The organism is Streptomyces sp. NPDC088817, assembly GCF_044750345.1.
Lineage (GTDB): Bacteria > Actinomycetota > Actinomycetes > Streptomycetales > Streptomycetaceae > Streptomyces.
On record NZ_JBIVJN010000008.1, the window covers coordinates 21,756 to 37,170 of the forward strand.

General features: G+C 70.7%; 14 protein-coding genes. 12 read left to right on the forward strand and 2 right to left on the reverse strand.

The features are described 5' to 3' along the window. Positions 1 to 161: 161 nt before the first annotated feature. From dnaK to ACIP4X_RS16480, 9 genes are read left to right on the forward strand one after another with little or no spacing between them, the layout of a single operon-like run. Positions 162 to 2,063: a molecular chaperone DnaK gene (dnaK, locus tag ACIP4X_RS16440; protein ID WP_391454615.1), complete on the forward strand. Its 1,902-nt coding sequence runs from the start codon at positions 162 to 164 to the stop codon at positions 2,061 to 2,063. Between the two features lie 8 nt (positions 2,064 to 2,071). Then, entirely contained in the window at positions 2,072 to 2,680 is a 609-nt protein-coding gene (gene grpE, locus ACIP4X_RS16445) for a nucleotide exchange factor GrpE (protein ID WP_391454614.1), read from the forward strand. A 6-nt stretch (positions 2,681 to 2,686) separates the two neighbouring features. Then, a complete protein-coding gene (locus tag ACIP4X_RS16450; protein WP_358729905.1) occupies positions 2,687 to 3,640 on the forward strand; it encodes a J domain-containing protein in 954 nt (317 codons plus the stop codon). Further along, the gene (locus ACIP4X_RS16455) at positions 3,637 to 4,044 is read left to right on the forward strand and encodes a chaperone modulator CbpM (protein WP_358729904.1); all 408 of its coding nucleotides are present in this window, start codon (positions 3,637 to 3,639) and stop codon (positions 4,042 to 4,044) included. Before ACIP4X_RS16450 ends, ACIP4X_RS16455 begins: the two co-directional genes overlap by 4 nt. Next, positions 4,035 to 6,674, forward strand: coding sequence for an ATP-dependent chaperone ClpB (gene clpB / locus ACIP4X_RS16460; protein ID WP_358729903.1), 2,640 nt, complete (start codon positions 4,035 to 4,037; stop codon positions 6,672 to 6,674). The genes ACIP4X_RS16455 and clpB overlap by 10 nt, the downstream gene beginning before the upstream one ends. Then, positions 6,671 to 7,117: a thioredoxin gene (gene trxA, locus ACIP4X_RS16465; protein ID WP_358729902.1), complete on the forward strand. Its 447-nt coding sequence runs from the start codon at positions 6,671 to 6,673 to the stop codon at positions 7,115 to 7,117. Before clpB ends, trxA begins: the two co-directional genes overlap by 4 nt. Before the next feature lie 5 nt (positions 7,118 to 7,122). Next, on the forward strand, positions 7,123 to 7,386 hold the full coding sequence (locus tag ACIP4X_RS16470) for a UBP-type zinc finger domain-containing protein (RefSeq protein WP_326805471.1): 264 nt from the start codon (positions 7,123 to 7,125) through the stop codon (positions 7,384 to 7,386). Then, positions 7,386 to 9,200 (forward strand): FAD-dependent oxidoreductase, encoded by a 1,815-nt coding sequence (locus tag ACIP4X_RS16475; protein WP_391454613.1) that lies wholly within the window; start codon positions 7,386 to 7,388, stop codon positions 9,198 to 9,200. The genes ACIP4X_RS16470 and ACIP4X_RS16475 overlap by 1 nt, the downstream gene beginning before the upstream one ends. A 48-nt stretch (positions 9,201 to 9,248) precedes the next feature. Continuing rightward, a complete protein-coding gene (locus ACIP4X_RS16480; protein ID WP_326806395.1) occupies positions 9,249 to 9,749 on the forward strand; it encodes an Hsp20/alpha crystallin family protein in 501 nt (166 codons plus the stop codon). 244 nt (positions 9,750 to 9,993) lie between these two features. Here ACIP4X_RS16480 and ACIP4X_RS16485 read toward each other — a convergent pair whose 3' ends face one another. Beyond that, the gene (locus tag ACIP4X_RS16485) at positions 9,994 to 10,122 is read right to left on the reverse strand and encodes a hypothetical protein (protein ID WP_358729900.1); all 129 of its coding nucleotides are present in this window, start codon (positions 10,120 to 10,122) and stop codon (positions 9,994 to 9,996) included. A gap of 217 nt (positions 10,123 to 10,339) precedes the next feature. Here ACIP4X_RS16485 and ACIP4X_RS16490 point away from each other — a divergent pair, with 217 nt between their 5' ends. From ACIP4X_RS16490 to ACIP4X_RS16500, 3 genes are all read left to right on the forward strand, one after another. Beyond that, positions 10,340 to 10,732 carry a DUF2267 domain-containing protein gene (locus ACIP4X_RS16490; protein WP_358729899.1) on the forward strand — a complete coding sequence of 131 codons (393 nt, stop codon included), beginning with the start codon at positions 10,340 to 10,342 and terminating at the stop codon, positions 10,730 to 10,732. Between the two features lie 1,054 nt (positions 10,733 to 11,786). Beyond that, positions 11,787 to 12,206 (forward strand): aspartate 1-decarboxylase, encoded by a 420-nt coding sequence (gene panD, locus ACIP4X_RS16495; RefSeq protein ID WP_391454612.1) that lies wholly within the window; start codon positions 11,787 to 11,789, stop codon positions 12,204 to 12,206. A gap of 60 nt (positions 12,207 to 12,266) precedes the next feature. Beyond that, positions 12,267 to 12,914, forward strand: coding sequence for an aspartate/glutamate racemase family protein (locus ACIP4X_RS16500; RefSeq protein WP_358729934.1), 648 nt, complete (start codon positions 12,267 to 12,269; stop codon positions 12,912 to 12,914). A gap of 935 nt (positions 12,915 to 13,849) precedes the next feature. Here ACIP4X_RS16500 and gndA read toward each other — a convergent pair. Further along, a complete protein-coding gene (gndA, locus tag ACIP4X_RS16505; RefSeq protein ID WP_391454611.1) occupies positions 13,850 to 15,289 on the reverse strand; it encodes an NADP-dependent phosphogluconate dehydrogenase in 1,440 nt (479 codons plus the stop codon). Positions 15,290 to 15,415: the final 126 nt, after the last annotated feature.

A 15,415-nucleotide genomic window follows, 5' to 3' on the forward strand; every position in this document is an offset into this window, starting at 1 on the left:
ATTCCTGACTCGTCAGGCGCAGGCGTGGAGCCACCCGGTTCGTCACCCTGGGGAGTGCTAGACCCTCCGTGCGCACCGGTGGGAAACCGGCGGAGTCACACGTGCCTGAGCGGACGTGATCCGGAGAGTCGACGCAGGCGCTGCACCGGGAGGAGTTCGTCATGGCCAAGGCAGTGGGCATCGACCTGGGCACCACCAACTCGGTGATCGCCGTGTGGGAGGGCGGCGAGCCGTCCGTCGTGCCCAGCAGCGAGGGCAACCGCACGACACCGTCCGTGGTGGCCTTCACCGACACCGGGGAACGTCTGGTGGGCCAGCTGGCCCGGCGCCAGGCGATCCTCAACCCCAAGGGCACCATCTACTCGGCCAAGCGGTTCATCGGCCGGCACTTCGACGAGATCTCCGACGAGGCCAGGGCGGTGGCGTACGACGTCGTCGAGGGCGATGGCGGGGCGGCCCGTTTCAAGGTGCGCGACAAGCTGTACGCGCCTGAGGAGATCAGCGCACAGGTGCTGCGCAAACTCGCCGACGACGCGTCCAAGCAGCTGGGGGAGCGGGTCACGGAGGCGGTCATCACGGTGCCCGCGTACTTCAACGACGCTCAGCGCACCGCCACCAAGGACGCCGGACGGATCGCCGGACTGGAGGTGCTGCGGATCATCAACGAGCCGACGGCGGCCGCCCTCGCGTACGGCATGGACAAGAAGGAGCACGAGACCGTCCTCGTCTTCGACCTGGGCGGCGGCACCTTCGACGTGAGCATCCTCGACGTCGGCGACGGCGTGGTGGAGGTGCGCTCCACCGCCGGTGACAGCCACCTGGGCGGCGACGACTTCGACCGGCGTCTGGTGGACTACCTGGCGGACGACTTCCAGAAGGAGAACGGCATCGACCTGCGCAAGGACCCGCAGGCGCTGCAACGACTGTTCGAGGCGGCGGAGAAGGCCAAGACCGAGCTCAGTTCGGTGACGCAGACGCAGGTCAGCCTGCCGTTCATCACCGCTGACGCCTCGGGCCCCAAGCACCTCACCGACTCGGTCATGCGGTCCACGTTCGAGCAGATCACCGGCGACCTGGTGGAGCGTTGCCTGGGACCGGTCCAGCAGGCCATGGCCGACGCCAAGGTCGGCGAGAGCGACATCGACGAGGTCATCCTCGTCGGCGGTTCCACCCGCATCCCCGCCGTCCAGGCTCTGGTCCGCCGGCTGACCGGCGGCAAGGAACCCAACATGAGCGTCAACCCCGACGAGGTCGTGGCCCTGGGCGCCGCGATCCAGGCCGGGGTGCTCAAGGGTGAGGTCAAGGACGTCCTGCTGCTCGACGTCACACCCTTGTCGCTGGGCGTGGAGACGCGCGGCGGAGTGATGACGAAGATCATCGAGCGGAACACCACCATCCCCGTGCGCCGCAGCGAGACCTTCTCCACCGCCGAGGACAACCAGCCGGCCGTCGATGTGGTGGTCCTCCAGGGCGAGCGCGAGCGAGCCGCCGACAACCGGGTGCTGGGCCGGTTCCAGCTCACCGACATCCGGCCGGCACCGCGCGGCGAACCACAGATCGAGGTCACCTTCGACATCGACGCCAACGGCATCCTCAACGTCAAGGCCCGCGACCGGGACACCGGCAAGGAACAGGGCATCACCATCAGCGAGAGCTCCAACCTGGACCGCAGTGAGGTCGAACGCATGGTCCAGGAGGCCGAGCGCAACCGGGGCCAGGACCAGGCACTCCGCGAGGCCGTCGACGCCCGCAACGAACTCGATGCCGTCGCGTACCAGGTCGAGAAGCGCCTCGCCGAACTGGGCGACGCAGCGCCCGCCCACGAGAAGGCACGCGCCGAAATGCTCGTGTCCGACGCCCGGGCGGCGGTCAAGGAAGAGGCGGGCGTGGAGCGCGTGCGGCCTCTGACCTCCGAACTCCAACAGGTACTCGCCGGGCTGGCGGCCCATCAGGGCGCCGCCGCCACAGGGGGCGGTCCCGGCCAGGACGCCGCCACCGGCGGTCCCGCGAGTGGCGGTGGCGGTGACGATGATGTCATCGACGCCGAGTTCGACAAGAGCTGAGGCGCGCCATGCCCACCCACCCCCAGGAACCCGACCGGGCCGCGTCGGATCCGGGCGTACGGGTCCCGGAAGGCGCCGGACCTCCTCCTCGCGGGGATTTGCCCCGACCGGGCCCGCCCCGGCCCGAAGCGGCGAACGGCGAACCGGGACCCGATGCCGCCGGACCCGCGCCTGCCGAGGACGAATACACGACCGCGATCCAGGAACTGGAGGACCGCTGGCGGCGCGCACTCGCCGACCTCGATAACCTTCGCAAGCGCCACGCCAGGGAACTGGAGCGCGAACGGGCGGTCGAGCGGTCCCGCACGGCGGCCGCCTTCCTGCCCGTCCTCGACAACCTCGAACTCGCCCTGACCCACGCCGGCGCCGATCCGGGCGCGATCGTGGAGGGCATCCGGGCCGTACGCGACCAGGCGGTGAACGTCCTCGAACTGCTCGGCTACCCGCGGCATGCGGAGACCGGCGTCGCCTTCGACCCTGCCCGGCACGAGGTGGTCGGCGTCGTCCAGGACCCCGACGCCCCACCGGGCACCGTCGTCGAGGTGCTGCGCCCCGGCTACGGGGACGGCGAACGGCAGCTCAGGCCCGCCGCCGTGACGGTCGCGAAGCGGGAGTGACCGGTCATGGCACGGGACTTCTACGAGGTGCTGGGTGTGTCGCGGACCGCGAGCCAGGACGAGATCCAGCAGGCATATCGCAAACTCGCCCGCAGGTACCACCCAGACGTCAACAAGGACCCCGAGGCGGAGGAGCGTTTCAAGGACCTCAACGAGGCATACAGCGTCCTGTCCGATCCCAAGACCCGGGCCCGCTATGACCGCTTCGGCGAGGATTTCCGGAAGATCCCGGAGGACTTCGACGAACGGGTCGCGGCGGGAGCGGGCGGCGGTTTTCGCGGTCGGAGGACCGCAGGCGGGGGCGGTCCTCGCGTCCGGTACGCCACCGGCTTCGGAGACGACTTCGGCGCGGAGGGCATCGACATCGAGGACCTGCTCGGCTCCATGTTCGGAGCCGGCGCCGCCCGAGGCGGCGTCCCTGGAGCGGACCAGGAGGCGGAACTGCCGCTCACTGTCGAGGAGGCGTACCGAGGCGGCCGTCGCACCGTCACACTCGCCGGTCCCACCGGGCAGCCGCGGCGGTACGAGGTCGACGTGCCGCCTGGCGTCACCGACGGGCAGCGCATCCGGCTGGCGGGTGAGGGTGGCCAGGGCAGTGGTGACGCCGCCGCGGGCGACCTGTACCTGCGGGTGCGTATCCAGCCGCACCCCCGGTTCCGGCTGGACGGCCGTGACGTGCACGTCCAGGTCCCGGTCGCCCCGTGGGAAGCGGCCCTGGGCGCGACCGTGCCGGTGCCCACGCCCGGCGGCGGCACGGCGAAGGTCACGGTGCCTGCGGGCTCGTCCAGCGGCCGGCGGCTGCGGCTGCGCGGCGAGGGCATGCCGAACCCGCGGGGCGCGAACGGCGACCTGTACGCCGAACTTCGCGTCGTGGTGCCTCCCGCCCTCGGCGACCGGGAGCGCGAACTGTTCGAGGAGCTCGCCGCCACTTCCTCGTTCGACCCCAGGAGGATGCGATGAACGACCAACCCGCGGGAGCGGGGGGCATCGGCCGGACCGGCGTGGGCGCCCGTCCGGTACGAGCGGACGCCGACATCACCGCCTCGACGGCTGTCCGGTACGCGCTCGTCCCCGTCCCCAGGCTCTCCCTGGCCGCCGTGGCCCTTCGCTCGGGCCTCCACCCCGATCTGATCCGCCGGTTCGTCGCCCTCGGCCTGGTCGAGGCCGAACGCGACTCCGCGGGGCGACTGGTGTTCGACCCCACGGCCCCGGCGGTTCTCGCCCGTATCCAGCGGCTGCGCACCGGACTCTGCCTCAACTACGCATCCATCGGCCTGGTGCTCGACCTGCTCGACCGCATCAGCCTGCTCGAAGCCGCCCTGCGCGGCCGCGGCACGAGGAGTGAAACACCCCCATGGACATGAACCGTCTCACCCAGAAGTCCCAGGAAGCCCTCCAGGAGGCCCAGAGCGCGGCCGTCGGTATGGGGCAGACCGAGGTCGACGGGGAACACCTGCTGCTCGCGCTTCTCGATCAGGAGGACGGTCTGATCCCACGGTTGCTGCAACAGGCCGGCACCGAGCCGAAGGAGCTGCGCGCGGCCGTGCGCGAGGAACTCTCGCGCCGCCCGAAGGTCACCGGTCCCGGCGCGGCACCCGGCCAGGTCTTCGTCACCCAGCGCCTGTCCCGCCTGCTCGATGCCGCCGAGCGGGAGGCCAAACGCCTCAAGGACGAGTACGTGTCCGTGGAGCACCTCCTGCTCGCCCTGGCCGAGGAGGGGTCGGCGACCGCCGCCGGACGCCTGCTCAAGGAGTACGGCGTGACCCGGGATTCGTTCCTGAGCGCGCTCACCCAGGTCCGCGGCAACCAGCGCGTCACCTCCGCCAACCCCGAAGTGGCCTATGAGGCTCTGGAGAAGTACGGCCGCGACCTGGTCCTTGAGGCTCGGTCCGGGCGGCTGGACCCGGTCATCGGCCGTGATGCGGAGATCCGCCGCGTCACCCAGATCCTCAGCCGCAAGACCAAGAACAACCCCGTCCTCATCGGCGATCCCGGCGTCGGCAAGACCGCCATCGTCGAGGGTCTGGCCCAGCGCATCGTGCGCGGCGACGTCCCCGAGGGCCTGCGCGACAAGACGGTGTTCGCTCTCGACATGGGCTCCCTGGTCGCCGGCGCCAAGTACCGCGGCGAGTTCGAGGAACGCCTCAAGGCCGTGCTGTCCGAGGTGAAGGCCGCCCAGGGGCGCATTCTGCTCTTCGTCGACGAACTGCACACCGTCGTCGGCGCGGGTGCCGCCGAAGGGGCCATGGACGCGGGCAACATGCTCAAGCCGATGCTCGCCCGCGGCGAACTCCACATGATCGGCGCCACCACCCTCGACGAGTACCGCAAGCACATCGAGAAGGACGCCGCCCTCGAACGCCGCTTCCAGCAGGTGCTGGTCGACGAGCCGAGCGTGGAGGACACCATCTCCATCCTGCGCGGACTGCGCGAACGCCTGGAGGTCTTCCACGGCGTGAAGATCCAGGACACCGCGCTGGTCTCCGCGGCCACCCTCAGCCACCGCTACATCACCGACCGGTTCCTGCCCGACAAGGCCATCGACCTCGTCGACGAGGCGTGCGCCCGGCTGCGTACCGAGATCGACTCGATGCCCGCCGAACTCGACGAGATCACCCGCCGCGTCACCCGCCTGGAGATCGAGGAGGCGGCCCTGTCCAAGGAGACCGACGCCGCCAGCAAAACTCGCCTGGAGGAACTGCGCAAGGAACTGGCCGACCTGCGCGGCGAGGCCGACGCCAAGCACGCCCAGTGGGAGGCCGAACGGCAGGCCATCCGCCGCGTGCAGGAACTGCGCCAGGAACTGGAGCAGGTCCGCCACGAGGCGGAGGAGGCCGAACGCGCCTACGACCTCAACCGCGCCGCCGAACTCCGCTACGGCCGCCTCCAGGACCTGGAGCGCCGACTGAAGGCCGAGGAGGAGCAACTGGCCGCCAAACAAGGGCAGAACCGGCTACTGCGCGAGGTCGTCACCGAGGAGGAGATCGCCGAGATTGTCGCCGCCTGGACCGGCATCCCCGTCGCCCGCCTCCAGGAGGGCGAACGCGAGAAACTGCTGCGCCTCGACGAGATCCTGCGCGAGCGCGTCATCGGCCAGGACGAGGCCGTCAAACTCGTCGCCGACGCCATCATCCGCGCCCGCTCCGGCATCCGCGACCCGCGCCGCCCCATCGGCTCGTTCATCTTCCTCGGCCCCACCGGCGTCGGGAAGACCGAGCTGGCCAAGACCCTCGCGGCGGCCCTGTTCGACTCCGAGGAGAACATGGTCCGCCTCGACATGAGCGAGTACCAGGAGCGGCACACCGTCAGCCGGCTCATGGGCGCACCACCCGGATACGTCGGCTACGAGGAAGGCGGCCAGCTCACCGAGGCCGTCCGCCGCAAGCCGTACTCGGTCGTGCTGTTCGACGAGATCGAGAAGGCGCACACCGATGTCTTCAACACCCTGCTGCAGGTCCTCGACGACGGCCGCATCACCGATGCTCAGGGCCGCACCGTCGACTTCCGCAACACCGTGATCATCATGACGTCCAACATCGGCTCCGAGCACCTCCTCGACGGCGCCACCGCCGAGGGTGAGATCAAGCCGGATGCCCGCGCCCTGGTGATGGGCGAGCTGCGCGGGCACTTCCGCCCGGAGTTCCTCAACCGCGTCGACGACATCGTGCTGTTCAAGCCGCTCGGTGAGCGGCAGATCGAGCGGATCGTGGAGCTGCAGTTCGACGAACTGCGCCGCCGGCTCGCCGAACGCCGTATTACCGTCGAACTCACCCAAGCAGCAAGGGAGTTGATCGCCCACCAGGGCTACGACCCGGTGTACGGGGCCCGGCCGCTGCGCCGCTACATCTCCCACGAGGTCGAGACGATGGTGGGGCGCGCCCTGCTGCGCGGTGACGTCCAGGACGGCGCGACGGTCCGCGTCGACGCCGAGGCGGGGGAACTGGTGGTCACCTACGACCAGCCCGAGGATGTGAAGGGAGCGCGGGCGGCATGAGCACGATGCAGGCGACGACCGTCGGATGTCCCCACTGCGGGCGCACCAACCGGGTGCCCGTGGCCGCGGAGGGCCGCCCCAAGTGCGGCCACTGCAAGCAGCCCCTACCGTGGATGGTGGACGCGGGCGACGACGACTTCACCGAGGTTGCCGAGCGGGCCGACGTCCCCGTCGTGGTCGACCTGTGGGCCACCTGGTGCGGCCCCTGCCGCATGGTCAGCCCCGCACTGGAGAAGGTCGCCACCGATCTCGCCGGCCGCATCAAACTCGTCAAGGTCGACGTCGACAAGAACCCGCGACTGTCGCAGCGTTTCGAGGTCCAGGCCGTACCGACACTGCTGATCCTCGACCAGGGCGAGACGGTCGCCCGGCAGGCGGGGGCGGCGCCCGCCCCCGCTCTTCGCCGGTGGGTGGAACAGTCGATCACCACCCGGAAAGGGTGATCCGGATGACCCTGCATGCAGACCCCCACCTCGCGCTTGTCCGGCCGGTCCAGCCGCTGACCCCAGAAGGGTGTCAGGAGTGTCTGATGCTCGGCTCCCCGTGGGTCCACCTGAGGCTCTGCCTGACCTGCGGGCACGTCGGCTGCTGCGACTCCTCGCCGAACAAGCACGCGCGCAAGCACGCAGCTGCCGTCGCCCATCCGATCGTGCAGTCGTTCCAGCCCGGCGAGGAATGGCGCTGGTGCTACGTGCACAAGGCGTTCGTCTGATGTCCGGCGACCAGTCGCTGCCGGGCGAAGAACCGGTGCCGGAGAAAGCGGACGAGGCCGCCTTCTGGGAGACCCCGGACATCTACGGCGCGTATCCGCGCCTTACGGAGGACCAGATAGCACGTCTGGCGGAGCACGGGCAACGCCGGACCACGGCTCCGAACGACGTGCTGATCCGGGAGGGGGAGCGCTGCGAGACGGTCTTCGTCGTCCTCAGCGGTACCGTCGCCGTCGTCGAGGGCTACGGCACTCCCGAGGAGCACGTGCTGCGCGTGCACGGCCCCGGTCGCTTCATCGGTGAACTCGGCCTGCTGTACGGACAAGTGGCCTTCTACACCGCTGTCGCCAGGGAGCCAGGCGAGGTCCTCGTCGTCTCCTTGGACCAGTTGCGTCACCTGGTGTCCCAGGACTCCACCATCGGGGACATCGTGCTGCGCGCCTGTCTGTGCCGTCGCGCGCTGCTCGTCGGACAGGGCGCCGGCTTCCGCATCATCGGCTCGCGCTACTCCCCCGACACCAGACGGCTGCGCGAGTTCGCCGTCCGCAACCGGCTGCCGCACCGTTGGATCGACCTGGAGACCGACGAGGAGGCCGAGGAGCTGCTGCGCCGCTTCGGCGTCGGCCCGGCGGAGACACCACTCGTCATCTGGCGCGACACCACCCTGTTCCGCAACCCCAGCAACGCGGAACTGGCCCGGCTCATCGGCCTGCCGTCACTACCCGCCGGAAACCGTCGCGGCGACGTCCTCATCGTAGGCTCCGGACCCGCCGGCCTCGCTGCCGCGGTGTACGCCGCCTCCGAGGGCCTGAGCACCACGGTGGTGGAGGCGATGGCCACCGGCGGCCAGGCCGGCACGTCGTCCCGCATCGAGAATCTGCTCGGCTTCCCATCCGGCATCTCCGGCGCCGAACTCACCGAACGCGCCGTGTTCCAGGCCGACAAGTTCGGCGCCAGGATCAGCCTTCCGCTGGAGGCGACCGGTCTCCATCCCAAGGACGACGACCATTACGTCGTGGCGTTCGCCGACGGCAGCGAGATCGCCGCCCGCGCCGTCGTCCTGGCCATGGGTGCCCGCTACCGCCGGCTCCGGGTGCCCGGCATCGAACGCCTGGAGGGAACGAGCGTGCACTACTCGGCGACCCTCTACCAGGCCCAGCAGTGCCGCACCGACCCGGTGGCCGTCGTCGGCGGAGGCAACTCGGCAGGCCAGGCGGTGTTGTTCCTCGCCGGGTACGCGCCGAAGGTGCACCTGCTGGTCCGAGGAGCCAGCCTTGAGGCCAACATGTCCCGCTACCTGATCGACCAGGTCGAGCGCCATCCACGGGTGGAGGTCATGCTGCACACCGAGGTCACCGAGGTCATCGGCCAGGAAGTGCTGGAGGAGCTCGACGTGGTCGACAACCGCACGGGCGGGCACCGCCGGCTCGCCGTACGGAGCCTGTTCGTCTTCACCGGCGCCGACCCCCACACCGAGTGGCTCGCCGGCACCATCGCCCTCGACTCCCGCGGCTTCGTCCTCACCGGTCCGGAGGCCCAGGAAGCCTGCGCCCACCCCGAGGTGTGGCACGGCCGAGGGCGCTCGTGCATGACCCTGGAGACCAGCCTGCCCGGGGTCTTCGCGGTAGGGGACGTCCGTAGCGGCTCGGTCAAGCGGGTGGCCTCCGCGGCCGGTGAGGGCGCGATGGCCATCCACTTCGTGCACCGGCACCTGGGGCACTCGGCCGTACCCGGCACCACGGGCACGTCAGCTGTCGCGGGCCACTCGGACGTCTCCCCACGCATACGTCACAAGGAGTCCGCATGGCTCGCATGACGAATGGCGGACGACGAGATCACGAGAAGGAAGAAGGAGGCGATGGCGATGGCCATGCCCGTCCGGCGCCACCGCGGTGGCGGTCTGCAGGAAAGGCCCGTCTGGGCACCCACCCCTCTCAATCCCCTGGTCGAGTTCGACGAACTGCTCAATCAGATGAGCGGCCTGCTGGAGTCGACGGTGGGCGCGGCACCCGCGGTTGCGTGGACGCCTCTCGCGGACGTGTCGGAGTCCGAGGACGCGTTCCACATAGAGATCGAACTCCCCGGAGTGAAGAGCAAGGACATTGACGTAGAGGCCAACGGTCCCGAACTCGTGGTCACCGGAGAGATCAAGGAGCGGGAGCGCAAGGGTGTCCTGCGCCGCAGCACCCGCCGCGTCGGAGCCTTCGAGTACCGTTTGCGGCTGCCCGGAGAACTGGACACCCACAAGGTCAAGGCTGAGATGCAGAACGGAGTGCTCAGCATCACCGTCCCCAAGGCCGACGTCGCAAAGCCGCGACACGTCGAGATCAGCGAGACGAGTGAAAGTACCGAGAGCAGCGGCTGAGACGCGAGCGCCGCGGTTCCGGGCACCCATCCGGGACTGCGGCCGGGCCGGCGAGGCTCGACACCCCTCACGGCGGCGGAGACGCGCTACGTGGCTACCGTTGGTGGTTCTTCCTGCTGGTCTTGCTGACGTTGTTCGTGGCGTACGCGGGAGCGAACTCGGCCGGTCCGACGGTGAGCGAGGTCCTGAAAATCGCCGACCTCACCGCCCGCCGCCGGGAGCAGGAGCGCGCCGGAGCCCGCCGTTACCGCCCGGGCACCAGACCGGGCAGCACCTTGTACTCGCCGAGGATGGCCGGCACCGCGGGCACGGCAGTCGTACGTCCGTCATGGCCGAACAACGCCTCGACGACGAGATCGAACAGATGACCCACGCGCTCCGAGAAGCCGGCCCGACGAGCGGCGACCGACTCGAACAGGCGGTGGGCAGCCGGCCCTGGGGCTCCGGGCGCTTGCGCCGTGCCCTGCGTGCGTCTCGGGCCAAGGGCCTTGCGAACGGCAGCTGCGCGCCGGCGGACGGATCCGGCCGGCCCGACGGCGCACCGGGCGACCTCCTTGACCAGCGGTGACCAAGGCAGAAGGAAGTCAGCGATGAAATACGACGGATTCCTCGCCCGTGTGCGCGAGCGAGGCGAATACAACGACCAGGACGAAGCCGCGGACGTCACCAGCGCCGTGCTGGAAGTGCTGGCCCAACGGATCAGCCCGGGAGAGGTCAAGGACCTCGCATCCCAGCTGCCCGGCCCGCTGGGACAAGTCCTGGACCATGCCGCGCCGCAGCAGGCGCGAAGCTTCGGGATCGAAGAGTTCTACCGCCGGGTCGCCGAGCGCACCCATGCCCGACCTCGTACGGCGCAGTGGGACGCCAGCGCGGTCCTGACCACCGTCGCCGACGCTGTCACCGGCGGAGAGCTCAATCAGATCATCAGCCAGCTCCCCTCCAGTTACGCGGTTCTGTTCGGCAAGGCCGACCTCGCGGACTGAGCCCGTGAGGCGCGGTGGTTGCTGAGCGTGATGATCGTCTGACAGTTCTACGGGATGCATTTGGTTCTGCTGCCGAAGTGTGAGGGGTTCAAAAACGCTCTGTCCGGAACTTCCGAAAGCACGGCCGTGGATGACGTGGCATGGAGGGGACCGCTCGCATTCCGTCGGTTCTCCTTTCTGTGACAGCAGCGCCTGGGAATGTACGACGGACAGGTGTCAACCATGGTCAACTCATGCGTTCGGAAGGGCCGTTTGCCGGCACAGGGCCGCCGGCCGCTGAGCAGTGCCCAGCATCGGCCGGTCCGCCGAGCACGCCTGCGGCGGCGGGCAGCGCAGGCGCTGTCGTTGTCCCGCGGACAGCCGACCCAGCAGTCCGGCCCGATGGCCGGCTCCTCCAATGCGGCGCCAACCTGGACCAGGACACTTCATGCAGCGAAGGGGGAACCCGAGAGCTGACTTCCGCGAGGGGCACGAACCGGGGATAGCTCACCATCCTCGGACACCGCCCGGCCCCGGCTGAACGCAGGAGTGACCGGCCTGATCCGCCAGGCGGCCGACGAACTGCCGGAGGCGCTGAAGGCCGTGGGGGACCTCAACCCGGCGCAATGCCGCAAGAGCGTCGTGGATCAGTTCCCGCCGGACGCCACGCCGTCTGAGGATTCGAGTCCCACGCCGTCACGCTGGTGGCGTCGCGCATCCTCGGCAAGGCGGCTTTCGGCCCGTCCGGCCTGGCGTTTCCCCTGCTCGTGCCTGCGATACGCGTGGTCACGGCGGGCATCGGCGTCCTGACCGTCACGCCCAACTTCTCATAACTGACGTATCGTCAAGCAGGTCAGCGTCTGATCAGCATCAGTCCCCAGAGGGTCTTCCTGGCAGACGTCTGATCGGCGGGTTCACAACGGCCTGGCTCGCACGGAAGCCCAGGCAGGCAGCCTGCTCGCAGAGTGAAGCGATGTTCCTCACGCAACATCGACTCCGGCGCGTGCCGGTGTAGGGTCAAGAACGCCCTTGACCTGCAGAAAGCTGGCAGGGAGCCGTCTTCGAGGAGTCCAAAGTGCTGCGTACTCTGTTCAAGTCCAAGATCCACCGCGCCACTGTCACCCAGGCCGACCTGCACTACGTGGGATCGGTGACCATCGACGCGGATCTGCTCGACGCCGCCGATCTGCTGCCCGGTGAGCTCGTCCACGTCGTCGACGTCACCAATGGCGCCCGTCTGGAGACGTACGTCATCGAGGGGGAGCGCGGGTCCGGGGTCGTCGGGATCAACGGGGCCGCCGCGCATCTCGTCCACCCCGGAGACCTGGTGATCATCATCAGTTACGCCCAGGTCACCGAAGCCGAGGCGCGGGCCCTTCGGCCGCGGGTCGTCCACGTCGACGCGGACAACCGTGTCGTCGCGCTCGGCGCCGACGCCTCCGAGCCGGTGCCGGGTTCCGGCCAGGAGCGCAGCCCGTACGCCGTGTCGAGCTGACCGGCCGGGAGCGTGACCGTGAGCGACACCGTGCCGACCCGCCGGGTGCGCGAGCCGCATGTGCTCGCTCTGCTGCACACCTCGCCGGTGCACGTCCCCGTCTTCGACGCGCTGCGCGACGAGACCCACCCCGGTCTCGCGCTACGGCACTTCGTCGACGAGGAGTTGCTGCGTCCGGCCCGCCGGGACGGGCCGGCGGCGGTGACCGGCGCGGTGGAGGCGGTGCTGGGCCAGGCGGTCGCCGAGGGTGCCCGGGCCGTCCTGTGCACCTGCTCGACCCTCGGGGGTGTCGCGGAAGAGGTGGGAGCGGCGGGGCTCACCGTGCCGGTGCTGCGGGTTGACCGCCCCATGGCAGCCGCCGCGGTCGCCGCCGGGCCGCGGGTGGTCCTCCTCGCGGCGCTCGCGAGCACCCTCGCGCCGACCACCGCGCTGATCGAGGAGGAGGCGCGCAGCGCCGGGCGCGCCGTCACCGTACGGCCCGTGCTCGTCGATGCCGCCTGGTCCCGCTTCGAGGCCGGTGACACCGGAGGGTACGTGCGCGAGGTGGCCGACGCGGCCGACCGGGTCGCCCACGCCGACGTGATCGTCCTGGCCCAGGCATCCATGGCACCCGCCCAGCACCTCACGACGACGTCGGTGCCCGTCCTCTCCAGCCCCCGGCCGGGCTTCGAGGCAGCGGCACGCGCGGCACGGCGTGGCGCCGTCTGACCGCACGACGCGCTCGGGCCACCGCCACCTCGTCGGGTGACTGGTGGCGCGGGGGTCGGGTAGGTGGGGGAGTAGTCCAGAGCCGACGTCTACCGACTGGCCGGAGGACGCCATGACCGACCCGCACCCGGACCCCACCTCGCCTCCGCCGGGCCCGGACCCACAGCATCCGCAACCCCAACCACACCCGGTCCCCACCCCGGAACCACCCCCAACCCCGGAACCCCCGCCGACACCGGGTCCACCACCTGGTCCGACGCCAGGCCCGCCACCTGGTCCGGCACCTGGTCCGGCACCTGGTCCAGCGCCGGGTCCGGTGCCTGAACCGCCGCCTGGTCCAGCGCCCGGTCCGACGCCAGGCCCACCGCCGGGTCCGACGCCTGGGCCGCCGCCGGGTCCTGGTCCGGCTCCGCCTCCGGTGCCTGTGCCGCCGCCGGGCCCCGGCCCGAACCCACCCGCGCCGCCCGGACCGCCGCCGGGCCCCGGCCCCATTCCGCCCGAGCCCCCGAGTCCCATTCCCGGCCCTCCACCCGGTCCTCCGCTCCCGGAGCCCTCGCCGTCCCCGATCCCGCCGGGCCCGGAGCCGGTCCCGAACCCGGAGCCGGGACCGCCCCTGACCTGACGTCCGTCTCACGAGACCCCGCCCGACCTGACGCCGGAACGGACACCGCGATCGCGCGTGAGCGTCCACACTCCCGGCCGCGCCTGCGGACACGCGCCTTCGCCGTCCCGTGAACGTGTCGCGCGGTCCTGTCAGCGAACACGCCCCCGCGTGCAGGTGCCCCCGCCGCCCCCGCGAACAGGCGCCCGCGCTCTTTCCGTCGCGAACTCGCGCCCCCGCCCCCCGCGGGCAAAAGAAGACGGTGGGCGGCCTTCTCGCCGTCCACCGTCCTCTACTCACCGTCCGGCCGAGCCGGCCGGCGACCGCCGTGCCGCTACGCCGTCACCTCCGACCGGTCCCCGCCCCACAGCGTGTGGAACGAGCCGTCCCGGTCCACGCGTCGGTACGTGTGGGCCCCGAAGAAGTCCCGCTGGCCCTGGGTGAGCGCGGCGGGCAGGCGTTCGGCGCGCAGGGCGTCGTAGTACGCCAGGGCGGCCGAGAAGCCGGGGGCCGGTACGCCCTGCCGGGTCGCGGCGACCAGCACCTCGCGCCAGTCGTCCTGGGCCGCCGCGATCTCCTGGGCGAAGGTGTCGTCGGACAACAGGCTCGGCAGGTCCGGGCGCGCGTCGTACGCGGCGCGGATCCGGTCCAGGAAGGCCGCGCGGATGATGCAGCCGCCGCGCCAGATGGCGGAGACCGCGCCGAGGTCGATGTCCCAGCCGTACTCCGCGCTGCCCGCGGCGATCTCGTGGAAGCCCTGGGTGTACGACACGATCTTCGAGGCGTACAGCGCCTGTTCCACCCGGTCGGCGAACGCGGCCGCCTCCGACTCGCTCAGCGGGGACGCCTTCGGGCCCGCCAGTCCGCGCGACGCCGCCCGCAGGTCCGCGTGGCCGGACAGGGAACGGGCGAAGACCGCCTCAGCGATGCCCGAGACCGGCACGCCCAGGTCGAGCGCGATCTGGACCGTCCAGCGGCCGGTGCCCTTCTGCTCGGCCTGGTCCACCACCACGTCCACGAACGGCTTGCCGGTCGCCGCGTCCACGTGGGACAGGACCTCCGCCGTGATCTCGATCAGGTACGAGTCGAGGCGGCCCGTGTTCCAGGTGCGGAAGATGTCCGCGATCTGCGCGGGGGAGTACCCGGCCACGTCCCGCAGCAGCTGGTACGCCTCGCCGATCAGCTGCATGTCGGCGTACTCGATGCCGTTGTGCACCATCTTCACGAAGTGCCCGGCGCCGTCGGGGCCGACGTGCGTGACGCACGGCGCGCCGTCCTTCGCCTTCGCGGAGATCTTCTCCAGCATCGGACCGAGCGACTCGTACGACTCCTTCGAGCCGCCCGGCATGATGCTCGGCCCGTGCAGCGCGCCCTCCTCGCCGCCGGAGATCCCGGCGCCCACGAAGTGGATGCCCTGCTCACGCAGCTCCCGCTCCCGGCGCCGGGTGTCCGCGAAGTGCGCGTTGCCGCCGTCGATGATCATGTCACCAGGCTCGAGGAGCGGGGCGAACTCCCGGATCACCGCGTCGGTCGGCTCGCCGGCCTTCACCATGATGACCAGGCGGCGCGGCCGCTCCAGGGCCGCCACGAACTCCTTCGCGGTCTCGGCCGCGACGAAGTCGCCCTCGTGCCCGAAGTCCTCGACCAGGGCGTGCGTCCGGGCCGCCGTCCGGTTGTGCAGCGCGACCGCGTAGCCGTTGCGCGCGAAATTGCGGGCGAGGTTGCGCCCCATGACCGCGAGTCCCGTGACGCCGATCTGGGCTGTAGTGCTCATACCGCCTGCTCCTCGAAAATCCGGTGAATCATCAAGTGGAACGCCGGGGCCCGGCCGCCGGTGCCGCCGGCCGGTCCGCCGGCGGTTCCGCCGTGGGTCCCGCCATCGGCCCGCCGTCCGTGCCCG